The sequence below is a fragment of the Bifidobacterium tibiigranuli genome (genome assembly GCF_009371885.1).
In the GTDB taxonomy this organism is placed as follows: domain Bacteria; phylum Actinomycetota; class Actinomycetes; order Actinomycetales; family Bifidobacteriaceae; genus Bifidobacterium; species Bifidobacterium tibiigranuli.
Genome location: NZ_QLZA01000010.1, coordinates 54,528 through 80,267 on the forward strand (window position 1 = coordinate 54,528; position 25,740 = coordinate 80,267).

Annotated in this window: 9 protein-coding genes; 5 read left to right on the forward strand and 4 right to left on the reverse strand. The window is 62.2% G+C overall.

Features of this window, described 5'->3' with window-relative positions; genetic code table 11:
* Positions 1 to 147 precede the first annotated feature (147 nt).
* The 4 genes from DDF78_RS09420 to DDF78_RS09435 form a co-directional block, all read right to left on the reverse strand.
* Positions 148 to 1,638, reverse strand: coding sequence for an MFS transporter (locus DDF78_RS09420; protein ID WP_152581162.1), 1,491 nt, complete (start codon positions 1,636 to 1,638; stop codon positions 148 to 150).
* A gap of 107 nt (positions 1,639 to 1,745) precedes the next feature.
* Positions 1,746 to 2,513: a GNAT family N-acetyltransferase gene (locus DDF78_RS09425; RefSeq protein ID WP_152581108.1), complete on the reverse strand. Its 768-nt coding sequence runs from the start codon at positions 2,511 to 2,513 to the stop codon at positions 1,746 to 1,748.
* 286 nt (positions 2,514 to 2,799) lie between these two features.
* On the reverse strand, positions 2,800 to 7,062 hold the full coding sequence (locus DDF78_RS09430) for an ATP-dependent DNA helicase (RefSeq protein WP_152581107.1): 4,263 nt from the start codon (positions 7,060 to 7,062) through the stop codon (positions 2,800 to 2,802).
* Positions 7,059 to 11,771 (reverse strand): PD-(D/E)XK nuclease family protein, encoded by a 4,713-nt coding sequence (locus tag DDF78_RS09435; RefSeq protein ID WP_152581106.1) that lies wholly within the window; start codon positions 11,769 to 11,771, stop codon positions 7,059 to 7,061. The genes DDF78_RS09430 and DDF78_RS09435 overlap by 4 nt, the downstream gene beginning before the upstream one ends.
* A 359-nt stretch (positions 11,772 to 12,130) precedes the next feature.
* On the opposite strand from DDF78_RS09435, the gene DDF78_RS09440 reads away from it, so the two are divergent.
* The 5 genes from DDF78_RS09440 (at position 12,131) to DDF78_RS12460 (ending at position 25,721) form a co-directional block, all read left to right on the forward strand.
* Complete coding sequence (locus tag DDF78_RS09440; RefSeq protein WP_162000753.1) at positions 12,131 to 13,789, forward strand: serine/threonine-protein kinase; 1,659 nt, start codon at positions 12,131 to 12,133, stop codon at positions 13,787 to 13,789.
* Between the two features lie 92 nt (positions 13,790 to 13,881).
* Positions 13,882 to 19,983 carry an Ig-like domain-containing protein gene (locus tag DDF78_RS09445; protein WP_152581104.1) on the forward strand — a complete coding sequence of 2,034 codons (6,102 nt, stop codon included), beginning with the start codon at positions 13,882 to 13,884 and terminating at the stop codon, positions 19,981 to 19,983.
* Positions 19,980 to 21,350, forward strand: a complete 1,371-nt coding sequence (locus DDF78_RS09450) for an AAA family ATPase (protein WP_152581103.1) — start codon at positions 19,980 to 19,982, stop codon at positions 21,348 to 21,350. Before DDF78_RS09445 ends, DDF78_RS09450 begins: the two co-directional genes overlap by 4 nt.
* A gap of 69 nt (positions 21,351 to 21,419) precedes the next feature.
* Complete coding sequence (locus tag DDF78_RS09455; protein ID WP_152581102.1) at positions 21,420 to 22,871, forward strand: DUF58 domain-containing protein; 1,452 nt, start codon at positions 21,420 to 21,422, stop codon at positions 22,869 to 22,871.
* Positions 22,872 to 23,498: 627 nt separating this feature from the next.
* On the forward strand, positions 23,499 to 25,721 hold the full coding sequence (locus tag DDF78_RS12460; protein ID WP_152581101.1) for a transglutaminase TgpA family protein: 2,223 nt from the start codon (positions 23,499 to 23,501) through the stop codon (positions 25,719 to 25,721).
* Positions 25,722 to 25,740 lie beyond the last annotated feature (19 nt).

Below are 25,740 nucleotides of genomic sequence, written 5' to 3' on the forward strand. Positions count from 1 at the left end.
GGACCGTATGCCGCTGACGGCTTTCAGCGTACGTTCTATGTCATGCTCACGAGGGCCGTATCGGAAAACGTACGCTGAGTTGGCGTTATCGTACGTTTTCCGATTCGCGAGGTTGCTTCGATACAGAAAACGTACGCTGAGAGTGAGTCAGCGTTCTCTTGTACTCGCCTCTGTTCTTACCGTGTGTCGCCGCGCCAGCATCCAGCCCATAACCGCCAGCACCAAGGTCACGAAGGTCGTGGCGCAGGGCAGCAGCATGCCGGTATGGTAGTCGGCGACGTCGAGTACGATGCCACCAAATGTCGAACCCAGCGAAGCGCCGACCTGCCCGGCTGTGGTAATCCACGACAGGCCTTCGGTCAGCGAGCGCGACGGCACAGTGTTCTTGACAATCAGGTTGCCGGTGGCGAACACCGGCGCGACGCACAATCCCGAAAGCACCGACAGGAAGCCAAGCAGGATCAGGTTGCCCATAGCGAAGCGAATCAGCACGTATCCAAGCGTGAGCAGGGTCAGAAACTCGACCATATGCCGCCAGTTCGAGCCCTTCAACTCTTTGACGCCGAAAATCAGCCCGCCAACGCACGAGCCGACCGCGAACATGGCCAGCTGCAGGCCGAGCAGCTGCTCCTTGCCCATCGCCTTCATCATGGCCGTCACCGAAACGTCGAAGGCGCTGAAGCTCATGTTGAAGGTCACGAATACCAGCAGCAGCGGGAGAATGCCCTGATACAGCAGCACGCTTTTGGGCCTGGGCCCACGCCGATGCAGCTGATGGAAGCTGAACTCGGCTGATTCGGTGGGGTTTTTTGCAGCAGCGTTTTTCTCAGCAGCGGCCGTTGCGACAGTGCTGTTTGCGACAGTGATTGCTGCAGCGTTGCGCTCGGCGGCAGCGTTCTCGGCTCCGCCATTGCTCATCGCGTCGCGTACGTCGACGTCATCACGCGAAGCGGCAGTGACCTCGACCATCTCCACGACCGGCGGCTGCGTGCCCTTGAGCGAGAAGAACACCGCACCGCCGATTCCACAGGCGAGCGTGGGGACGAAAAGCTGCGAAACCGGGTGCACGGAAGTCGCCAGGAAGGCCGCCAGAATCGGCCCCAAGATGAACACCATCTCGTCGATGGCGGATTCCAAGGCGTAGGCGGTGTTGAGCTTCTTCGCGTTGGCGGCCCCGCGCAACGCATACGCCCATCGCGTACGCACCAGCGCGCCGAAGGAGAACTGGGTCAGCCCCATCAGCACGGCCAACGCGAACAGCAGCGCAATCGGCACACGCAGCAAGGCCGCGAATGCGAAGACCAGCATCGCGATGACCTGCAGCACCAGCGCGACACGTCCGACGCGCCGCTGTCCGAAACGGTCGAACAGCCGCGCATAGAGCGGCGTGACAGCTGCGAGCGCCAGAATATAGGCCGCGCTCATCGTGCCGGCAGTCGTCCAGTTGCCATACAGATGGTTCAGCGCCAGCACGATGCCCAGGCTCATCATAGACATCGGCAGCCGCGCCACGGCACCGGAAAGGCAGAAGGCCTTCGACCCGGGGACAGTGAAAAGCTCGGCGTAGGGCGAGGAACCGCCGGTTGAAGGGTTGTTCGCGGCGGAATTGCCAGTCGAGAGCCCGCGATGCGAAGACATGTCATGGGCAGACTTGCCATCCGAAGGCTTATCGCCTGAAGCGGCAAATGTCGCCGAGGCCGCAGTTGAACGCCGGCGTGCAAGCCGTGGTATTCGGAACATCGCGTTCACCGCGCACCATCCTTTCGTGCTGCTGCCATGTGGTTCGGCTGCTCGGTAATATCCAGCTGTGCCGCGCGGCTTGCCCGCGACATACGGCTTGTTTCCGTGTGATCTGTTTCAGTGCGACCCATGTGTTGTACATCGCCTAGGATCCGCTCTGTTTCGCCGGCATAGATGCGTGAGATTTCCGGAGCGAACAACACCAGATCGGCGTCATCAGTATCCGAGATATTGCGCTGCGCGACACAGATCATGCGCTGATGGTCATAGAAGCCCATATCGCAATCGCTATCGGTATGCAGGTGGAAACGCTGCACGCCTGCACTGGCAAAGTCTTCGAGCATGGCGCGCCACAGACCACCGCCGACCCCATGCCCACGAGCATCTGCCGCGACGAGGAACAGCTCAAGCTCAGCATCCGAGTCGCGGTCGACGCCTGAATCTTGCTCCATCTGCACGTCGATATCGCGTTGGAGCGCCATGCCGTGCAAGGCATGCCGGCCGGCGTCGCTGAGCGCCAGCTCGCGGTCCAGTTCTCGCAGCTCCTCTTCGGCGCGGGGAAACAGCGGAGTTTGACCGACTGCCCGCACGAGGGTGGCTCCCATGAATCGCCCGTCGAGGCAGGCGATTCGCGTGCCTGTGCTCGGCGCGAGATAGCGCAGCACGAAACGGCGCGATATCATCTTGGAAAGCTGTGGGCTGTCCATCGGCACTGCGCGGCCCCAGGTGCGGTCGAACTCCTGCGTAATCGCCCCGATATCGTCCCAAAGCATAGGTCGGTACTCAATGCGGCTGGCGCTGCGCACTTCGTTTGCTGCGCTTTTCCGGTTTGCTGCGTTCCTCTGAGTCGTTACGCCTTGGCTCGTTGCGTTTTGCCTCGTCACGTTCCGGTTCGTCACGTTTTGCTTCGTCACATTCTGCGCGGGCATGGCTATGCCTCTCCTTCGTTGCATCACCATGTATGCCGCCCACACATGAGGCACGAGGGTCGCAGCTCCCCTCCGCAACGGCATTGCGACGCGGTTTCCAGTCGCAGGGCCTTACCGCTCGCGCGGTCGCCTAGTCATTGTCGGATTGCTGGGGGATGCCGGAGCTCAACTCGGCCAGAATCTCCTGTTCCGTTTTCGCGCGAGCATGCAGCTCGCGACTGCCCTCTTCGGGCTCATCCAGATAGTACAGCGTAGCGTCAATGCTGGCCAATGGCACGTCCTCAATCGCCGAGAGCAGAAGACGGTACATGTCCAGCTGCCGCAATTTGCGTTCGGTATCCTCTGCCGTACGGGGTTTCGCACCCGTCTTCCAGTCGACGATGGTGAAGCGTTTCGGCTCATCCTGGCTGTCACGCCCATATTGCTCACCATGCTGGTCAGCCCGCCCATGTTGTTCGTTGGCAGTATCGCTCTGCTCGTCCAGTCCTCCAAAGAAGACCGCATCGAGCTTGCCTACGACGATGTGATCGCCCAGCTGCGGCAGCGCGACGACGATCTGCCGCTCCGCCCAAGCTGGGCGTCGGCGTGCCCATCGTGAATCGGCCAGCCGGCGCTCCCACAGCAAAATCCGCTGTTGCTTGGCGTCACTATCACCGCGTTCGGCGCGTCGTTCTGCGGTGTTGAGCTCTTCCAGCATCTGCGCCCGAGTCTGGCTGGGCGTCTCGGCGGCAATCGTATTCGCATCCACGTCCCATGCATTGTCGGGCACATCGTCGCGCCCAAAGGCATTGATGAAGCGCTCGGCCCATGCATGCGCAATGGTGCCCGACTGCGCCGCAGGAGAGGCGACCTGCGGTATCGGGCGAACCAGAGCACGCCAGAATCGCTGCTCCTCACGTGCACTCATGGAGCCGGAACGCGCCTGCAGCGCGGTGACATTCTGCCGTCGATTGGCCAGAATCCGCCTGCCTCGCTCGCGGACGACATCATTCAATGTGCGGGTCGAAGTCCCATCGCCGCCGACGGTCCACGGCATGAGGTCCTCGTCTTCGACCAGCAGCTGAGCCCTGAACAGCAAGGATTGTGCAGGGGGCAAAGTACTGTCGGCAGATGCCTTCGCAAGATCTGGTATCGCCCGATGAGCTGATGTCGTTTGCGATTGTTGCGGTACGAGAGGATCTGATGCCGGTTTTCGGCGGCGAGCCAGTGCCGCGCGCACTGCGTCGGCGGAGAGACGCAATGCGTTCGATACATTCTCGCTCATCGCGCTGGGCCACGGCAGTCCCTCCGGGTCCTCATCGTCCGCCAACTCGGACTGCCAGGCCTCACTGACTACAAGCCGCTGGTACCATTCGGCATGCTCGCCAGCGAAGAAGCCCTCAGGCAGCACGGCTTCAGTAGCCGCAAGACTGCGTTCGACGGCCTGGTCACTGTCGGCCTGCGGCTTGGTGATATCCTCGTGATGGCACAGCGAATCGTGCACTTCGACCCAGAAGTTCGAGGGCTTGGCACGTCGCCCTTTCGTCTCTTCCGGCTCGCGGCCAGTCTCGTTCGTGGCGCTGTAGGTGAGCAGAACCTCCTCGCGTGCGCGCGTCAACGCCACATATGCAAGCCGTCGTTCGTCGGCGTGCAAACGTCTGCCGTACTCCTCTCGCTGGGTCAGATACCATGCCTCGCGGTCCTCCTCTCCGACGCCTTCGTTCAAAGGCGCGGCGGCCCGCATATCGCCGAAAATCTCGTCGTCGATCTGCTCGACGTCGTCAAGAGAGCGCAGGGCCTCGATCGGGTCTGCGCCCTGCTGCGCATCATGCGGGAACCGTGGCAGAATGCCTGCATCCGCGCGAATCGGCACTGGCACAGCGGCGGGGTCGGTCAGCCAGGTGTTCGCGGTCTGCGCGTATTGCGGGGAGACCCACACGCCGCCCTGCATGCCGCCGGGATGCTCCTCATCCAGGCTGATGCTCAGATTGTCGCCCTGACTGCTGGGGAATGTGCGTTCGGCGAGGCCGACCACCGCCACCGAATCCCATTCCAATCCCTTCGCCTGATGGATGGTCATGAGCACGACATCCGCCGATTCATCCGGCGCTGCTGCGGTCTGGTCCTGTATGGAGGCGAGCGCATCAATCCAGGAGACGAAGCCGCGCAGGGTGGCCCGCTGCCCTTCGGTAATCTCCTGCGTGTAGGTGTCGATCAGCTGGATGACCGCGTTCATCGGCGCGCGGGCCACTGACGGGGAGACCGGCTTATCCGGGTATGCGAGCGCCTGGGCCACGATGGCATCGATGTCCAGATCCAGCGCCTCGACCGCTGTACGCACCACTTCGGCCAGCGGATGGTTGAGCACGCGATGCACCTGCCGTATCGCAGCGCCGGCGCGCGCTATGGTTTGCCGACTGCGCGGCGTCAGCGATGGCATGCGCTCAAGCTGCTGCGGCAAATCGGGATCGACGAGCACATCGCCGAGGAACACCGCATTGGGCACTGCGTCGCGATGCTCATTGACGCATTGCGCCCATTGTTCCTGAGGCAGATCGGCGCTTGCCACTCCGGCCTGCACCAGTGCGCGGAAGCGGAATTCGGTGTTGCGCCGCTCGGCGGCATCCGCGAGCGCCTGCAGCTCGTGCGTCGAAAGCGCGTATCTCGGCGTGGCGAGCAGCCGCATCAGCGACGCGGAATCCGTGTGATCGGCGACCACATGCAGCAGCGCAAGCAGGTCACGCACCTCGGGGCGTTCAAGCAGCGCGGAGTAGCCGACGATCTGCACTGTGAGTCCGGCCTTCTCAAGGCCTTGCGCGAATTGCGGCATCAGCGATTTCGTGCGGAACAGCACGGCCACATGAGGCCCGTTGACTGCGGAGCTGCTGGGGACATCGGTTCCTGCACTGTCGAGTCCGTCGCCATGCTCGGAATGTCTGGCGATCGAGGCGAGCGCGAATCTCGCCACGGCATCGATTTCCTGGCCGAGCGTCTCGTATCCCAGAACCCCCAACGTGCCGGTTGGCGCATTGTCCATCGCCTGCAGCCGGTCGACATCGACTTCATGCATCAGCGAACTGCCGGGGCGCTGCTGCCGCCCAGCCGCACGCAACGGCGCAGTGAGATTATTCGCCGCTTCGAGCACGATGCGCGCATTGCGGCGCGTGACGCTGAGCGCGTACGGGCGGCTGGACTCGCCCAGCTCGAAATCGCGCTGGAATATGCGGAACGCGCCCGGGCTGGCACCTCGCCAGGCGTAGATGGACTGGAAGGGATCGCCGACCGCGCCCACCGCGCTGCCGCTCTCATCTCCTCTGTCTGTGTTGTGCACGTCTACACCCGCTAGCGCGGACGCACTAGCCGACTCGTCACGAAAAGCTTCACCCTGCACAAGATTAGCCAACTCAGCTTGAGCTGTTGCAGGGTGAAACATAGCGGCAAGCAGCGCCGCCTGGGTCGTGGACGTGTCCTGATATTCGTCAAGCAATACGTGCCCGTAGCGTCGTCGGTAACGTTCGCCGATCGAGGGAAAGCGCGTGACCAGTTGGAATGCCGCCACGGTGAAATCGTTGAATTCCGCCATATTGAGCCGGCGTTTGGCCTCATGGTATTCCTGCACGAGTGTGAGCAGCGTTTCGCGCTGCGCCACGACCTGCCGCAGTTGGCCGCAACGGTAGATGCAGAGCCGTCTGAGCTCGGTCTCATATTCCTCAAGACGTTGCTGGTAGTGTGTATCGCTTTCCTTCTTCGTGCGCTTTCTCATCTTCGGCGCAGGTTCGCTTTCGGGCATCGATTCGTCGCCGATGGCCTTATTCAGCTGTTCTGTGAATCCTGCATCCCATATCCGGATGCGTTCGGTGGCTTCGCCGGCCCCTGTGCATCCGTCGCCGATCATCGCGCCGGAGATGGCGTTGGACAGCGCCAGCACTGCGTTCACAACTGTCGTGAATGCGCCGAAGTCCTGCCCGGACAACAGCTCCATATGCTCGTCGACGACATTGGCCGCCAATTGGTATGCACCAGCCTCGCTCAGTGGCTGCGTATCCTGGTCGAAGCCGACCAGCAGGCCGTATTGGCGCACAACCGATTGGAAGAAGGCATCGTACGTCAGCACCTCAGGCTTGAGGAACGCCCGGTTCATGGTTTCAAAAGACGCTCCGCTGCCCACGCCCGCTTGCATGGGCTGGCTCATCACGGCCTGCGAGACTCGGCCAAGCAGCTCGGACGCCGCCTTGCGGGTGAAGGTCAGGCCGAGGATGCTCTGCGGGGCGACGCCGCGTTCGATCAGCGCGATAATCCGCCGGGTCATCGTATAGGTTTTGCCACTGCCTGCGCCCGCGACCACCAGCATATCGTCGTTGATCGGCGCATTGACGGCCAGCGCCTGCTCGGAACTGTCGGTGATATCGGTCATGCTGCCCGCCCCTTCCTGATCTCGAAAACCGTGTCGCTGCGCCCGGAGCACGCCGGGCACACGGCACGCATGCGGCAATACTTCATATGGCCCCTGCTCGGGTGGGCGATCAGGCTCGCGGAACAGCTCGCCGCAGCCGCATAGAACACTCTGGCAATCATGGTCAGCGCCCACACCGCCTGCGTGCCACGCAACGCGACGAACTGCCGCCATGCGGATTCATCCACGCCCTCAGGAACTGCATCGGGGTCAAGAGCGACCGTATCCGTCAGCTTCTCCAAGCTCGTGTAATGGTATCGCGCAGCGAAGGTCGCATCGTTCAGATGTCCGTCGACGAACAGCGGCGGCTGGAACAGGCTTTCGGGAGCGTAGCTTTCCGCCGGCAGCTTGCCGTTCGCCACGTAGAACAGGTCGCTTTGCTCGATGCGCGGCATGACACTCAGCGCTGCCGCGCCGCCCGGACCTTCGACCGGGAACGCCAGACCAAGCTGGTAGCAGACCAGCTGCAAATCGCTGAATTGCTGCACGATGTCGGGAACGGCACCAGTCTTATAATCAATCAGCCGCACGACCATGCTGCCATCAGGCAGGCGTCGCGTCTCCTCACGATCAATCCGGCCGCCTAGCCGGATTATCATATTTTCGCGCATCGCCTCGGGCCAGCCGCCCACGAGAGCGCCCATGATGCCGTACAGGTCGCGGCGTGACACCGGGTCGACCTCGTCAAGGGCGTTGTACGCCTCAAGAATGTCATCCAGCGAAAACCTGGAAGCAAACGAGCGCTCGCATGCGACATCGGTCAGAGTCCCCACGGTTATTTTCTCCGCGTTGCCGCCCAGATATTCCGTGCCACTGGAAGTCACGAAGTATCTGGCGATATTCGCTATTACGGCTTCGGCGTCGTTGTCTTTGCGGATGGCGCTATAGCGGCTTGCCGGGTCATCGATGGACTGCGGGTCGCCGCGCAGCTCGCGGTAGATGTCCATCATGCGTTCGGTGAGCGCTGTTATGCGCTCGTCCTCGGGCAGCTCCGACAGGAAGTCAGGCATGTCGAAGCCGTTTTCGCTGGCGTTTTGCGCAACCGCGTGAATCAGCGTGCCGAAAGCCGTCGCCGCGCTGCCACGCTGCGGGCCGGCGAAACGATTTTCGAGCAGCCAGCACACCGGGCACGCCCACAAGCCATCCACGGCGGAAGGATACAGGGAGACCACCGGACCTGCTGCTGGTTGTTCTGTTTGTTCTACCTGTTCTTCGGGCTCTTGTGCGGAGCTCTCTCGCTGGCGCGAAGCCGATTCTGATTGCAGCGTATCGTCCGCTTTCGCCCGCACTGCGTTGACACTGCCATCGTCGTCCAGTGGCGATGCACGCGGCTGCGGATAGGCCCAATTGTCCGGGTCGGCCGAGGCGATGCCGTTGCAGGCCAACAATGCCAAGGCTTCGGCGGCATCATGAACCTCGGAGGCGTCTTGCGTCTGCTGCAGCGCGCGTTTGGACAGCAGCAGTCGCGCCGAAGCCACCAGTCCGCGAGGGTCGGCATCCAGTCCTGCGAAGGCATCGCTGCCGCCGACCTCGCTGTAGTTGCGGGTCGTGGTGTCAGCTTGGGCATTGCGGTCGAACAGCTCGGGAAGATATCCGTACAGGAAGTCGGACGGGGACAGGTCATCGTTGGCGACCGCACTGAGCGTCACCTGTTCCTGCCCTCTGGTCAGCGCGGCAAGGAAGCTCTTCTGCTCGCCGCACAGCACTGCGGCCAGCTGCGGATCATGCCCCGTCAAAGCGATCTGTCGGTCGTCGGCAAGCCGCCCACGCAGCATGATCTGCGCCAGCTCCTCGCCGCCGAACATCGTGTTGCGTGCCGCGAGGTTCGGCCACACGCCTTCCTGCATCGCCACAATCCACACTTGCGGCCAATGCTGGCCGTCGGCTCCTGCTGGCGTGGTCACGGTAACCGCCTGGTCGATGGGCGCAACCTTGGCCAGCGAATCGGCCTCGATGCGCATCGAACGCACCTGTTCGAGAAAGCCTTCGATATCGCGGCTCGCTCCGCTGCCTGCGGCATAGTCGAACAGTCGCATCGCGGCATCGAGCCGATCATTGGCTGCCCGCCCGTCATCAGTGTTGTTCAGCGCCTCACGCTGCCACCGCTCAGCCACTTTGCATGAATCCCATGCCAACGCCAGCGCATACTGCGGCTCGGTTGATGACAGCGCAGCCATTCCATCGGCGACTTGTGCCACCAGATCCCACAGATGGCCGAAAGCCTCGGCATTCGGCTCGCGTCCGCCAACGGAGCGGATCACATCCACGACGTCATCCGCCGCAAGGTTGTCGAAGCCATCGCAGGCCAGCATCACGTACAGGGCCTCAGGACCGAGTTCCATGCTGTCGTCATCCTGTGATTGGTCGCCCTGGGAAACCGCGGAAAACGCCCGGTCATCCACCTGCACCACGTTATCTTCATCGTCGCGCGATTTTCGGCTGGCGCGCAGGCTATCACGCAGATGATTCCATGATTGTTCCAGATCAGCAAGCGCCGAAGTGGCAGCGCCCTGTCCTTCCTGTGATGCCTGCGTTGCGGACAGTGCATTCGTTTCGGATGTTCCATCCCGCGCAAGCACTGCCTGCAGGGAGCCAAGGGCGTTCATAGCCGATTCCACCGGAGCCAGGCGGGCAGGGAATCCCTCGCCTTGCGTCTGCGAGCCGATGGCGATAAGCGGGCTGTCCATCAGCGCGGCGACCCTCGTGCGCACATAGGCGGCCAACGAGTTCAGCGACGGCGCTCGATTGCGATTCGATGGAAGAACAGGCTCAGCGGCGAGCGACGCGGAGCCAGGCGCAGCTGCGGATTCAACGGCAGCAGCATCAGCTATGGATCCGGCAGACGGCTCCATGACCCGCCCAGCGGCTGGTTCGGCAGTCGATTCAATAATCGGTTCAGCGGCCGTTCCAGCAGTTGATTGAGCTGCAGGTTCAACGAGTGGTTCAACGAGTGCCCCGGCAACGGCACTTGAATGCGGCTGAGCGGGAATCTGCCCCGCCTTCTCACGCAATAGGCGTCTGCGCAGCAGCGCCAGCTCGATAAGCGCGAACAGGCCTTGCACAAACGGCTCATCCTTCAGCGGCCGTGTCACTGAGGAATAGCGCACCGGCACCCCGTCACGCCGCAGTCGTTCGCCGAAGGCGCGCACCGTGGCGTTATCGTGCGCTATGAGGGCAAGATCGTTCCATTGCCTGCCTTGGGAAAGCCGAGCCTCCTTGACCCGCCAGACGACATCGTCCAATTCCTCGTTCGCCGAGCGGTACAGTGCCGCATGGACGCTACCATCATCAATCAGCGCGGCCGATTCGGGCACAGCGGCAATCGGCAGACTTCCCTCATACCGCGGCAGCTTCCATGCCCGACGAGCCGGTGCTATCGCATCGTCCTCGGGCGAGAGAATCGAGAGCGAAACCCGCGAAGCCACCAGCGAATGATAGCCCGGTGCCGAATCGGCAGCGGCTCCTTCAACCGCGTCTGTACTGTTCAGCTCTCCCCTGCCGGCAACTTCGCCGTCCACGCCACTCCCGGGCTGCCCGCCGTGACTGGGACGCAGCCGCACGACATGCGCAGAGAACGGCGGTTCCAGCATCCGCGCGTACAGGTACTCAGGATACGAGCCTCGGAAGGTCTGCACTGCTTCGTCCGGGTCGCTCACCAGCACCAGACGGGCGCCGGATTGCGACAAAGCCTGCAAAAAAGCGAGTCCGGCCAACGTAAGGTCTTGGAAATCATCGACGACCACATAGCGCGGCAACTCATCCGGCAGCGCATTGCGCACTGCATCCGTGCCCTCGACAAGCAGACGGGAGGAGTCGAGCCGAAACTGAGCGGGATATTCCATGTCAACCATGCGTGCGTATTCGCGACGCAGCGCGAACGCGAGCCGCCATTGCACGCGCAAGCGCTCCGTATGCGGGTTCCACGACCCCAAACGGTTGAGGATCTCGGTTTCCCGGCCATACGACGCCCCGAGTTCGTCCATGCGGGCGAGCATATCGCGCAGTTGCACGACGAAAGCGTCGTTAATGCCCCGCGCGAACAACGATTCCGTGGTCGAAAGCGGCGAAGTCGCCGCCGCTAACGACGCTGGCGCTCCATGTGCGCTACGCGCATCCGCGCCCGCTCCGCTCACCCCCGCTGCCGAGTCGCTGGCACTGCGCTGGCCGGGGAATGAAGCTGGACCGGCGACCATGCTCGACCAATCATCAAGAGCGAAATACTCGCGCAGCATCGCGCACGTCTCACATGCATCGCCCGAAACCGCATGACGCACATGCACGGCCAACACCCGGCGCACCAGGGCATCCTGCTCCGCCCCGTTGAGCAGCTTTGGCAGCGGGGCACCTGCGCGAATGCGGATGGCGGCGATGACGCGGAATGCGACAGCGGACAGCGTCGTCACCGGTCGCGCCTGCGAGCTGGCCTGCAGGCGACGAACGACATCGTCGGCGTAGCAATCAGCCGTTTTACGGTTGGAAACGGTCATCACGGCACCGGTATCGCCAAAGGCGTGCAGCCCCGCCATCAACGATTCAAGTGCGAATTCGGTTTTCCCCGTGCACGGTGCCCCCGCGACCAGAAGCGTGTTCGTAGGCGCGCCGGAGGCGCTGCCCAGCGAGCCGTCGATCAGCGCCTCGACGGCTTCGCGCTCCTGAGTCCGGTTGTTCATGTGCATGCCTCCACACTAAGGTCCGCCCTCCCCGAGCCGATTCGAAAGCAGGCTGACTTCATGCCGATTCCATGCCGATTTCAAACAGGCCAATGCATATTTGTTCGCAAAAAGCAAATCGCGCGACACGCCCATCCGCGCCCTGCTCTCAGACTTGGAATTCCAACGTTTTACACCTATCGCCCCTGCTCACGGAACAAGTGGAAAATCAGGCCGAAATAGGTCGAAAATCGGGTCGATGCCAAAAGTGTGCATACACACGGCATAAAGAAAATTCGTCGGTATATTTCCCTAGAAATGTGTCCTACGAACACCGCCATACTCCGTCACTACACACCGCGGAAGAAAGGAGCCGGAAGATGAATCAGGAAGCGAGCAGGGCAACGACAGGCAACGACCCGCGACCACCCACTGTGCCGGGATATGCCTGCACGGGGCGCATCGCCTCAGGATCCAGCGCGGTGGTGTACCGATTGCACCGAACAAGCCGAGCCGAAGCCGGCATTGACCTTCGATTTACGCGAGCCGGCGAGGATATCGCCGTAAAAGTGGGCAAACGACCAGTGCGACACGATAGTACGGATTTGATGCGCCGCGAAGCCCAGTGCCTTGCCGCACTATGCCCGCACCCGAATATTCTCGCCTGGCATGCTGCCGGCGTCACGCAGGAAGGTCATGGGTATCTCGTGCTTGATTACGCTGCGCTAGGTTCCTGCCGCAAACGGCTGCGCGCCAAGGCATTCGAGGTAGACGAGGCGCTCAGCATGGGCATCGCCCTGGCCTGCGCCCTAGCCACCGCGCACCGGGCAGGATATCTGCACCGCGATATCAAACCGAGCAATGTGCTCATCGCCGCTTCCGGGACGCCGCTGTTGGCCGACTTCGGCATCTGCACCTCTGTGTACCAGCCAGAGGACTCACCCGGATTCTCGCTGCCTTGGGCGCCTCCAGAGGTGGCGAGCCAAGCAAGCCCCGGCAGCGAGGCCGGAGACATCTATTCGCTCGCCGCGACCCTGTTCGCGCTGCTGTGCGGCCAATCACCATACGAGCACGCCTACCGTCCGCGCTCGCATAACGAACTTGTCCGCGCCATGCTCACCCGTGCCACGCCCGTGCTCGATGCAGCGCATGCGCCACCGACGGTCTCGCGGGCGCTGCGCGTCGCGATGTCGCAGGATCCGGGAGACCGCTTCGTCTCGGCGCTTGACTTCGCCCGCGCCTTGCAGCATGTGCAGTTCGCCTGCTTCCACCATGTCACGCCGCTGGCGGTTGACGGGGCAGCACCCGTTCCTGCCGAGCTGAAATGCTGCAGCACCGCTGACGGCCGTGACATCGCTCGGCTGAGCATGCTCGAGTTGCCGCAAGCAGCACCATGTCCACCCACAGCGGCGCACTCATCTACGACAACACGTCCATCGTCATCGCGCGCACCTTCGCCCCAACTCTGCAAGCCTATGCCGCCACCCCGCAACCGGCGTACGCGTTCACACCACGCAGTGCGGACAGCCATGCCACTCAGCGCGGCAATGCTTGTGCTGATTTTCGCCCTTGCCGCCGCGCTTACGCATTATTCCCATGCCCCGCCTCTTGCCTTCCAACGATTTTCCGGGTATTCGCATACAGCTTTCAAACAACCGGATCGGCAGTCTACGCCCAACGACCTAGCGAAGGACGAAACCAATCTCAATGCGGAAGGCACACCCATCAGCCCGCCCCAGCATGTGGCGGGATCGATCAGCGGCGATGCCGCCGTGTTCCGCTGGACCAACCCTGACCCGCACGAAGGCGATGCGTACGCCTGGACACCTGCCGAGCCAGATGATGCAGACTCGGACAGCGCCGCCCAGTCCACATCCCCCCCTAACCGCACGGCTCCCAGCCCCTCCGCCATCACGAAGACCACCATCGTCACACTGCCCCGAGATCCCCAACATCGACGTTGCATCCAGGTGAGCATCATCCGCAGCAGTCATCGGATGTCGCAGCGCTCACCCATCGCATGCACGCCGCACCCATGACCTGCGCAACCCTCGTGCAGGGCCATGATCGGCGAAGCCAACAGCCTTGCACTCCCATACATACCAACGGTTACCGCTAAAGGAGGCCACCCATGAAACCACTGACAAGGCATACGCATCGATTGGCCCGCGCCTACGAGATGCTGCGGCACATGGCCCTGACCTCGCACGGCGCTCCGCGCAGCCGATGGATAAGCATCGGCATTGCCATCATGGCGCCAATCGGCATAGTCGTGCTCGCCCTGATCATGAATTCGGCGACACGCCAGCATGTGCAGTTGGACGACGGCACCATCTGGGTGACCTCGTCCGACCAGCGCGCAGCGGCCCGGTTTAACGTACGCGCATCCGAAGCCGACGCCACGGTGCACGCCGCGACTGCCGCATTCGATGTGGCGCAGCATGGCAGCAGCACTGTGCTGCACGAAGGCCGGCGGCTCAGCGGCATTGATCCGGCGACCCTGAAACGCTCTGACACGAACATTGCACAGGCAGCAATCGCGCTGATAGGCGGCGAAACCCTGGCTGTGCTTGATCCTGCGTCCGGCCGCGTATGGGTGGGTCAGGCGGGCAGGCCTCAGGAAATCCAGCTGACGCGGACGCCGAATATGCGCCTGGGCGCGGGAGGGCGCATCGCAGTGGACCACGATGGGGCAGTCTATGGACTCAGGCGAAACGATGGCATGGTGATGTCCATACGCAAATCCAACGCAAGACAGGTGAAGCAGCTCGGGTCGTTATCTCAGAGCAAGGCGTGGCAAGCGGACGATTTCACTGTGGTCGACGGCGTGCCGGTCGCATCATACGGCAGTCGCCTGGCATGGCCTGATGGCGGCAGCGACACCAAGGCGCGCGGCCCGCTCAAGCTTCAGGCCGCACCCAGCGACAAGCGTCAACACGGATGGCTCGCTGCCGCAGGCGACGATGCGCTGCTCACGATTGCGCTGAAACCAGGCCGTCAGCACGCCGAACGCATACCACTCATGGGACCAGGCGGACCAACCCAGCCGGTTTCGGTCGGCGGCTGCGTCCACGCCGCATGGACGCGCCCTGAACGCAATTATCTGCGCCTGTGCACTGCGGGCCCCGCGAAACCGAGCATCAGCACGCTTGAAGGCATAAGCGAGACCTCCGAGCTGCGTTTCCGAGTCAATCACCGCATGGCGATACTCAATGATGTGGGCAACGGAGGCCTATGGAATCCCGAGAACGGCGTCGAACGCATCTCCATCCAATGGAGCACGGCAGCAAATGAGCATATCGACAATATCGATGCCAGTGAAACGGCCCCAAGCGACGCGTCGACGTTCGCGGACTCCTGCGCCGAGCAATCCGGCGCGATCATGGCCGTGGACGACCGCTTCGGCGTGCGCGCAGGGAAACGCCGGGTCATCACTGTTCTGGCCAACGATGAGCAGAGCGACTGTTCAGTGCTGCGCATCACTGCGCTGTCGCCGTCACGCGGCTCCCCCATCCGAGTCTCGATCGTTGATTCCGGGCGTTCCGTTCTTGTGGATGCAGGCACCGGGCCGCCTGGCAGCGCCACCTTCGACTACACCATCGACGACGGCAGAGGACAGACTTCCTCGGCTACGGTCACTATCGAAATCGTAGGCGACTCGGCGAATAGCCCGCCGCAGCAGGCGGGCCCAGTTCCGCAGCACGATGTCGAACAGAGCGCGACATTCACCACGAATGCCGTGGCAGCGTTCGACGACAAGGAAGGCGATGCGTTGACGCTGGTCTCAGCGCAGGTGCGCAATAGCAGCGATGCCTTGGCTTGCATACGGCCCGACGGGTTGCTGACCTTCGATGCCGGCTCGTCGCCTACAGGTCGCGTCAGCGTGGAAGTCGGCGTATCGGATGGTACGCATACCGCCTTAGGGTTCATCCACTTCCTGGTGCGCCCGGCGAACACTGTGGCTGCATTCGCAGACGCCTGCACCGTATCCACCGTCGTCAACGTCGCCGCAACCATTGATCTGCGCCCCTATATTCACAGGACTTCGATGCAGGAGCCCACGCTCGTATCCTTCGACACTCCGGACCATACGCGCATAGCGCGCGGCGGCACGGCGTCGTCGCTGCACTTCACGGCGGATCAGGTCGGCACGTATCATGTGGCCTTCACGATGGCGCAGGGCGACATCAAATCCGTGGGACTGGCGCGCATCGAAGTCGTACCTGTTGGCGGCCAGGACGGCATCAAGCCCGTGGCAGTCAACGATACTGCGGTTCTGGGAGCAGATGGCAATGCGATCATCGAGCCGCTGCTGAACGATATCGACCCTATGGGCGGCGTGCTTGCGGCAAGCTCAGTGCATGCCGAGCCGTCAACGGGCGTCACTGTCACGCTTGTCGATCACCGTCGCGTATATATCAAGGTGCAGCAAGCCATTTCACGTACCGTCGAAATCATCTATACGGCATCCAACGCCGCTGGCGATTCCCCCGGCACCATCACCTTGCATCCTCCCGCACGCGCGATAAATACCGCGATGCCGAACGCCGCTGATATCAGCCTCAGCGTGCGTACTGAGGGAACGGTTTCAGCGGATATCCGCGATCATGTCAGCATTCCCTCCGGGGAGTTCACACTCGAAAAATCGCTGCGCCATGACCAGAAGGATTTCGCCGGGATTCCTGCCGTCTCCGATCGACGCATACGGTATCTGGCCCCGTCACGAGCCGGGACGTACACGGCGACGTACACGATTCATGACCGGCATGGCAACGCCGCTTCGGGCACGATCACATGGCAGGTCCACGCCTCAGACGCGCAATCCAAGGCCGCGCCAAAGCCGAAAGACATCCATGCTCACGTCGCCGCAGGCCAAGCGGTACCCATCGAGATACCGCTCAGCGGCATCGATGAGGATGGCGATGACGATATGCTGCTGGGATTAGGCAATGACGCACCTCGCTTGGGTCGCATAACCCGGGTCGACGCTACGTCCATGACCTATGAGGCCTACCCCGATTCCTCGGGCACGGATTCCTTCTCCTATGCCATAGAAGACTGGACCGGTCAGCGCGCGCAGGCGAGGATACGGGTCGGCATAACCCGTACACTCGGAGAGAGGCGGGTGCATGCACGTGACGACGAAATCATCATGCGCCCAGGAGTCCGCGCCACCGTGCCAGTCACCGACAATGACCTTTCTTCGGCTGGCGAGCGACTCGTCGTCTCGGCTGATCTTGCACTGCAAGGCATCAACGACGCAACGGCTGCAGGAGGCTCCATCTCCTTCACAGCTCCTGAACGTGACGGAACAGCATACATCGTCTATACAGTCATGGATGATGCCGGGTTAAGCGACACTGCGACGCTGACGATACGCGCTAATGCTACGGCTCCTTGGGAACCGCCTGTCGCCCGCGACTACCGCGTTCCCGCCTCGGCGACGGTCGGCAAGCGCACAGTGGAGGTCGATGCCGCCGCGCTGATTGCGAATCCCTCCGGTTCCGATAGCGAGCTGCGCATCGATGCGCTCGACAGCAGCCACGCCGATGTCAAAGCGTCTGAACATGCAACGCTGCCTCGTATCATCACGATCGAGCTGACCCCCCATGCCCGCATCGTGCCATATCGGGTGACGAACACCGTGCACAATCTCAGTTCCACGGCCTTCATCCATGTGCCCGCATACGGCATTTTCCCGCCGGAGCTGCGTCCCAAGGCTCCGCCGCTCACCGTACACGCCGGAGAGACGCTGACCATCGCTATCGCCGATCATGTGCGCGTCGGTGCCGGCAAAAACGTATCCATTGACGCCACCAGCCCGGTCAGCGCCACCAAAAACGCCAACGATGATCTGCGTGCCGATGCACAGACGCTGCGCTTCACCGCAGTCGATGGCTACTACGGACCAGCATCCATCACCTTCAGTGCAACGGACGGCGGCGTCTCCGCCGAATCAGCTAAGCCCAAGAAATCCGAATCCACGCATGGTGCGAATACCGCGACGCTGACCTTGCCAATCACCATCCTCGCCGATGCTGCCAATCCGCCGGTCTTCGCCGCATCTACTGTGGAGATAGCCGCAGGCGACGGCGAGCGTGCAATCGAACTCAGCGCACTGATGCAGCCGCATGGCGATGCCGGCATACCCTACAGCTTTTCGGGCGGCGTGAAGTCTCCGGCGCTCGACGCCGCGGTATCGCCGAAAGGCAGGCTTACGGTGCGCGCGCGGCCAGCGGCTCCGATAGGCGCAAGAGTCGTCATCCCGGTTTCCATCGCCTACCCCGGCGGCACGATGAAAACCGGAGTGAGCGCACTGGTGGTCGCCTCTCGACGCGCGCTGGCACAGGTTCCCGATCGTCAGCTGCGTATCGCCGCAGGCTCGAGCGCCAGCGTGGATCTGCTTGACGGTGCGTACAACCCGTTCCCTGATACGCCACTGACTGTGGTGAAATGCGTTCCCGAAGACGAGGAATTACACGCCGACTGCGCTGCGAATGGCCGGCTGCGCATCAACGCTTCCGCCGCAATCACCGCCGCGAGCCGCACGCTGACAGTCAATGTGCATGATGCCACGCGGTCGAAGGAACGTCAGGTGAGCGCCATCATCACGATTTCGACAATCGGGCGACCCGATCCGCCGAAACTGTCCTCCGCTTCGGCGCAGGCAGCCGACTCATCAGCCACTTTGCGCTGGTCCGCAGCGAATACGAATGGCAGCGCCATCAGCGACTATCGCATCCTGTGGGATGCAGGCTCCCTGTCATGCGGAGCGGTCACTGTGTGCCGTATAGACGGCCTGACGAACGGCAAGGAATATACATTTCGCGTGCAGGCCTTGAACGACGCCGGCTGGTCCGGCCTTTCAGCCTCTGTCACCGCGAAACCGGACAGAGCGCCAAGTACTCCGCGCAATGTCCGTGTGGAAGCCGGATACCGTCAGGCTACTGTGCACTGGGAAGCGCCTGCTTACGAGGGCAGCGCGCCCGAGGCATACATAGTGACGTTGAGCGGCTCCAACGGATGGCGCAAAACCGCCACAGGCACGGCATCGCCAATCACATTCAGCGTCGAGCATGATGCCACGGGCGACGGTGCGGCATTCTCGGCCACTGTCGTTGCCCGAAGTCGCATCGGACAAGGCGCTCCAAGCCCCGCCAGCCCGCAGGCATACGTCTGGTCGGATCCTGACCCACCCAGTATCGCGCTTGAGCAGGAGGGCAATGCAATCAATGCCGCCGTAAGTCCACGCAATCAGCATAACGCCGGTTGCTCCGCCATAACCCTCGAAGGTGACAGATCAAGCAAGACCAGCTGCGGGGCATCGGTCGTGCGTCTGGGCATTGCCGGACAACAGTTCTGGAAACCCTTCACGGTCGTTGCCGTGCTGCACCCAGGCAAGTCTGGCACTGCGCAATCCACGGCTTCGGCATCGATAACACCGCAATATGCCTTGCTTGCGCCCCAGAACGTGTCGTTGCATGGGCAGGGAAAGCAGTGCATAGTCACATGGCGGAGTCAAGGCGAGCGCGACGGCTTCATCGTCACCGCTTCAGGACTGGGAACCGTACGCGCCGACGAATCGGAGGAGTCTGCCATATTCGAGCTAGACCCTTGGCAGCGATGCGCGCTGGCCGAGGTCGTGCAGACGCTCAATGGGCGCAGCAGCCCGGCATCAGGCGCGCGCAACGACTACCAATACCAAGTCCCAGCTGCCATCACGCCGCCGATCGTCATGTGGGCGGTGCAAGGCCACGGCCGTCTCACCGTCACCGAAGGCAGCATCGAGACTTGGGGGCAGCCGGCTTCAATACGCCTCGCCGTCACCGCCGGAGCTGTGCGGCGGGAATATCCCTGGCAGCCGGGCATGACGGAAATCGACGTTTCGAATCTGCCTGATGCGAGTGCATACACATGGAGCGTCATAGTGACATCGTCTGCCGGAGAAAATGGACTGCATGCAGCAAGCCAGCCACAAAGCGTTCAGGGCATTCGCAAACCGCTGGGTTCCCCCGTTTCCTCGGCGCTCGGTGAACATTCGCCGATGCTGCTGCGTTCATCCGCGCGTTCTATTCTCCCCAATCTTGCACTCTCTTATCCCACGCTCTCTCGCTTCGTACCCTCTCGCTTCGCGTTTGAACATCCTGTACCCGTTCATTTCGACCCCACTCGTCCCACGCTTTTGGCAACACACGAACCGCAGCATTCCCATGATCGAAGGAGGCAATCATGAGTAGCAACAGCTTGCGGACACGCTTGGGCAGTGTCATACGCTTGGGCACCGCGCCCAGGCACGAAGGCGCGCACGCGCCCTCTGCACGACTGCCTGACGAAACGGTATTGTCGAACGCCGCGCCGGCAAACACCGCACAGCCGGACGCTATGCTGTCAGACGAGACCGCGCCGTCAGACAGGACGATGTCAGGCCGAACAATGCTGCCAAGCAAAACAGCTTCCGTTAACGAAACTGACGATGACATGGCATCCGGCAAGAACGTGGCATGGGAACCGCTTGCCGCACCACATTCTGAACAGCGCCAAGCCCAGCAGCGTCAAGCCCGTGACGTCGGCAAGCCCAGTCTTATCGGCGCGCCAATCCGACTCGAAGACGATTCGCCCTGCAACGTCGAAGGTTTCAACGCTGATATCGCCCGCTTCGAACAACGTTTCACGACGCTGACGAGAACGGTTTCACGGGTTCTTGCCGGCAAGGCGATGGCTGTCAGGCTCTGTGCCACAGCCTTGCTGGCAGGCGGCCATATCCTGCTTGAAGACAACCCCGGCACCGGGAAGACACAGCTGGCCCGCGCGTTGGCGCAAGCCATCCACACCACTTGCCATCGCATCCAGTTCACAGCCGATCTGCTGCCTTCGGATGTGATTGGCGTGACCTATTACGAGCGAAAAACGGGTTCCTTCGCCTTCCGCAAGGGCCCGGTATTCGCATCCATCGTGCTCGCCGACGAAATCAACCGGGCCTCGCCCAAGACGCAATCGGCGCTGCTTGAAGTGATGGAGGAACGCCAGATCACCGTTGACGGAACCGCGCATCAGGCACCTGACCCATTCATCGTCATCGCCACGCAGAATCCGAGCGATCACCTCGGCACCTATATGCTGCCGCAGGCGGAGATGGACCGTTTCCTCATCAGAGCCTCGCTCGGATATCCCGGCCATGACGTCAGCGTGGAACTGCTCAGGCAAAGCCACATCCGTGACCGCTCGCAGCTGATATCACCGGTGCTCACAGGCAGCGACATCCTTGAGCTGCGTAACGTCGCCCAGCAGGTTCACGTTGACGACCGCATTCTCGCATACATCATGCGCCTGATTGAGGCGACGCGTCAGGATGAGCGTCTGGCGATCGGCTCATCGCTGCGGGGCGGCCTCGCGCTGACCCTATGCGCCCAGGTCTGGGCCGCTTCGCAGGGGCGAGCATACGTCATACCTGACGATGTGCGCGAGCTTGTCCCCTTCGTGCTCCCCCACCGACTCACGCCTACGCCCGAGACTTCTTTCGCCGCAATCGGCATCGAGCAAATCATCGAGGAGATTCTCGATCAGGTTCCCGTCCCTGCGCTGACAACGCCAACACCATGACATGCAATACGTGGCACCGCCAATACGCTGGCGCTATCGAACGAATACCAATGAAACGAGGCGAGAACAATGTCGGATTCCTCATTTCCGCGACAACGCGCGAGGCAGCCGAAGACGGCGACGCGACGTGCGCGAACACTATTTACGCCGGTTTCCGCAGCATATGCTGGCATCTCCGCCATCATCGTAAGACTCGGTCGGCAGCTGCACGACCATGCCCGGCAGCTGCGCAGTAGCGCCTCTCCCAGCAACGGTTTCGGCCGTGTTGCCGACCCCGCTGATCCCACTGGTCTCGCCAGATTCACCGTCGTTGCCGCATTCATCAGAAACACTCGCTTCACCCGGCTCGCCCGACTCGCTTCAGTACGTCTCTCAACTTTGGGATGGATTATGGTCGCGATCTGCGCAATATGCCTGATTGCATTCCCGTTTACCGGATGGCACGAATTGCTGGCATGCGGCGTAACGATACTGGCGCTGCTGGTGTTCGCCGCATGGTTCTCGACGAAAAGCCCTGATATCGGCATGCGCATAGACCTCGACCGACTTCGCGTCGGAGTGCGCGACCGAGTCACCATAACGCTTGCTGCGCGCAACCCTGGAACTTTGCCAATTCCCGCCCTGCATGGAGTCCTGGCAATCGGACAATCCCATGCGAGTGTGAGCATACCCGCGCTGGGAGCGCAACGCAGCGAGCGCATCACGCGCACATACCAAGCTGCAGGAAGAGCGACAATTCGAATCGGGCCGTTCACGACCCGCACCGGCGACCCTTTCGCCCTGATGCGCCGACGCGACGCACTGGCCGAACCGGTGACCTTGTACGTGCATCCGCCAACCGTCGACCTTGGCATACGAGCGGCGGGAATCGTACGCGATATGGAAGGACGCGCGCACGGCGGCATCGTGGACGACGATCTCGACTTCCACGGCTTACGGCCGTATGCTCCCGGCGATGATATCCGTAACGTCCACTGGCTGAGTTCTTCGAAATCAGATGATCTGATGACCCGGCAGTACGAATCCACGCTGCGCACCGGCAGCACTCTGAGCATCGATCTCGACTCGAGCGGCTACTGCAGCCGCGAGGAATTCGAGCTCGCCATCTCTCTCGGTGCCTCGGTGGGCTCGCGCTGCCTGCGCAATGGCGATGCATTGACTGTCTGCAGCGAAGCGTCATGTCAATCAGCGCCCGACGCTACGACGCTGCTTGATTGGTGCAGCACGCTTGAGCCGGACGCCCAGCATACGGGCATCCAGCACCAGAATGCCCAGAACTCGCAGGATTGCGCAAAAGCAGCACTGCATCAATCACAGACCTCGGTACGGTATCTCGCAGTCGGCTCCCTTGCCAATGTTGCCGCCATACGCCGCGCATCCCTCGCGCTTCATACGCATGCGCGCGTTGTAGTGCTGCAGGCCGACCTGGGCGCCTCCATGCAGCTCAAGCATCTGCATGGTTTCACGCTGGCGCGCTTCGGCGATCTGCATGAGCTTGCCACGGCAGGAGGTGCGCTATGACCACGGCAACTCAGGTATATCCACAGCGAGCAACGTCAGTTGCGACAACCGCCATTCATGCGCACATGCGCACTCATACGCAATCGAAGCGCCGTCGCAGCAGCAGCGATGCGAGCGCCTGGTTGCAAGCCGAGCAGAATGCGGACCCGTGCAGTCTGCTGCTGCCGATCAACAGCCATGCTCCGCTGCATGGCAGCGCAGGCAAGCGGGAGGGCCTTGCAAGCAGAGCCGACGCCCTTGCACACGCGCGGGCGCAAGGGCGCGTATATCAGCGGCATGCGGTCAATCTCGGCGTCGTCATCATGGTCAATCTTCTGGCCTCATCCAGCTTGGTCACTGTCTACGGCTCGTTGACGCTCCTGGCTCAGTGTTGCGCTTCCCGCAGCACTGACCGGCGCATTCGCCGGGCTGCTCGCTTCCGGCACCGGCGCGCGGGCGCTGTGGAGCATACCCACGCTGCTGACCGGGCAATGCGTCGTCGGCCCGACGATTGTCCTGCGCTATACGACCGCATTCGGGATTATCCCAACATGGCAGACCATCGCAAAAGGGCTCACATCCACCATCGACTCATTCAAATACGTGCTGGTGCTCCCCGTGCCCATAGGGATTGGCGAAGGCGATCGCATGGCGCAGAATATTGCGGCGCAGAGTCTTATGGCACAGGGTCTTATGGCGCTGTGGACGCCCATGCTGTGGTGCGCTTTCCTCGCTGCAATCGCAGCAGTATCTTTCAAGCGTCATCGCGCGGCGCTGGTCTGCATCCCCGTCGGTGTGAACCTCGCTGCTGCGGCGTATCTCGGCACCAGCGCAAACGGCGATCACAATCCCACGGTCATCGTGCGCGGAGCCGCCATTGCCGTCATACTCGTGCTGTGGCTTTCCTGGCGGAACCGCACATGGGCTAGTCGCGATTGGCCTACGATTGCCATCTCCTGCCTGTGTGCCAGTGCCATCGCGGCTACGGCCTGTCTCGCACTGCCGCGCGAACGGCTCATCGGTCGCGATCACTACGAGCCGCCCATCGATGCGCTTAATCAGACCAGCCCGCTCAGCGGCATGCGCTGGTACATCACGAACCATAAGGACGACGTGCTGCTCACCGTGCGCGGGCTTGCGCCGCACACGCCGATACGGCTGGCGGTTATGGACCGTTTCGACGGCAATGTCTGGAATCTGTCGGATGCGAACGCTACCGGCAGCTCATCGGATTTCCGCCTCATCGGCACGACCGCTGACGATGATCAGCGGCAAGAACCGCACTTCGACGCGACTTTTCTCGTCAAGGCCAATCTGCCAGATCGTTGGCTGCCGAGCGCAGGAGCCGCCACGAATATCATCATGCGCCCAGACACGCCAAACGCAGCAGTCTCGCATAGTCCAGCCGTTTCCCATGGTTCAGATGGTTCACATGATTCAGATAGCGCACACGGCCCCTTGGGCGCAGGCAACGACACTCAGCCTGCGCAATCCGTGTATTACAACCGCAGCACCCACACCGCGCTGCTTCCCGAGCCCATCCGAGCCGGCACGCGCTACACAGTGTCCGCAACGGCGTCACCTAACGTCTCCGAAGCACGCATCGACGCGGCGCAAACGCCCGAAACAAGACATTCTCTGCCGCAATCCGAACACGTTCCCGATTCGGTGGGCGCTGTGGCACGCTCGATGGCAGGCGGCGGCACTGGCGGAAAGGCCGCGCACGCACTGGCGCGTGGCCTGCACGAAAGCGGCTGGTTCTCGCATGGCCTAGGCGGGGATTATCCTTCTTCGGCTGGGCACGGAAGCTACCGCATCAATCAGCTGTTGTCGGGCCCGGCAATGGTCGGCGACAGCGAGCAATATGCCTCGGCTATGGCGTTGATGGCACGGGAGCTTGGTCTGCGATCGCGCGTGGTGCTGGGTTTTGCACCAACGAAGAGTCATCCGCCGAGCAATCGCGAGCAATCCTTCACCGGTAACGATATCGAGGCGTGGGTGGAGGTTGAGCTGTCCGGCCTGGGCTGGGTCGCCTTCCATCCGACACCCGAAAAAACCAAGATACCGAATGACGACATCATGGCCACGCCGCCCGACCCGCAGACATTGCGCCGACGGCCTCCGCCACCGCTGGCCGATCCGCTCTACGACGACCGACCCAAGCATATCGACTCAGCTACAGGAGGCCGCGATGCCGAGCGGCCGAAACGGGATTCGGCTCTGCACGCCGTGCAACGCATCGCGACCCGTTTGGCCCTGTACAGCCTTCCGCTGTGGCTCGCGCTGCTGCTCGGCATGTCGCTTATGCAGGCGAACGCACGGCAACTGGCTCGGTTGCGTCGTCGCGGCCCGCCTGGCAGGCGCGTCGAATCCGCCTGGGAGTCGGTGTGCCTGATGGCTAGGCGAAGCGGGATGCAGTCTGCTCGAACCCAACTTGCGTGCGCCCGCCCTGTCTGCACACGACGTATGCAGGCAGCGGCCATCGCAGCCGGAATCCCCGGCATCGACAAGCCGCTGCTGATGCGGCTCTGCGAGCAGGCCGACCGGGCTACCTTCTCCAATCAGCCAACAGCTGAGCACACCGCCCAAGCCTGCTGGCGGGACGCCGATCGTCTCCGTGCCGCAATGCTGCGCCAGCAGCCGCGTCTGCGACGATTGCACACACGATTGGCCTTCCGCAGCACGCAGCCAATCCGAAAGTACTCTCAAACCCGGAAGTACCCGCAAACGCAAAGTGCGCTGTGGCGCATACGCATCCGCGTATATCGTCACAGCGCACTCGCTGAATACAAGACCCACAGATCACAATCCGTAGGCCAAGACCACACTCAAGGACCACAGCTCAACCAGACCACAGCTCAAGGCCCGTAGACTAAGCTCAAGGCTCGCA

Coding starts and splice junctions, on each gene's coding strand:
- DDF78_RS09420 (WP_152581162.1), bottom strand. CDS start 1,638: ATGTCTTCGCATCGCGGGCTCTCGACTGGCAATTCCGCCGCGAACAAC.
- DDF78_RS09425 (WP_152581108.1), bottom strand. CDS start 2,513: ATGCTTTGGGACGATATCGGGGCGATTACGCAGGAGTTCGACCGCACC.
- DDF78_RS09430 (WP_152581107.1), bottom strand. CDS start 7,062: ATGACCGATATCACCGACAGTTCCGAGCAGGCGCTGGCCGTCAATGCG.
- DDF78_RS09435 (WP_152581106.1), bottom strand. CDS start 11,771: ATGAACAACCGGACTCAGGAGCGCGAAGCCGTCGAGGCGCTGATCGAC.
- DDF78_RS09440 (WP_162000753.1), top strand. CDS start 12,131: ATGAATCAGGAAGCGAGCAGGGCAACGACAGGCAACGACCCGCGACCA.
- DDF78_RS09445 (WP_152581104.1), top strand. CDS start 13,882: ATGAAACCACTGACAAGGCATACGCATCGATTGGCCCGCGCCTACGAG.
- DDF78_RS09450 (WP_152581103.1), top strand. CDS start 19,980: ATGAGTAGCAACAGCTTGCGGACACGCTTGGGCAGTGTCATACGCTTG.
- DDF78_RS09455 (WP_152581102.1), top strand. CDS start 21,420: ATGTCGGATTCCTCATTTCCGCGACAACGCGCGAGGCAGCCGAAGACG.
- DDF78_RS12460 (WP_152581101.1), top strand. CDS start 23,499: ATGGCGCAGAATATTGCGGCGCAGAGTCTTATGGCACAGGGTCTTATG.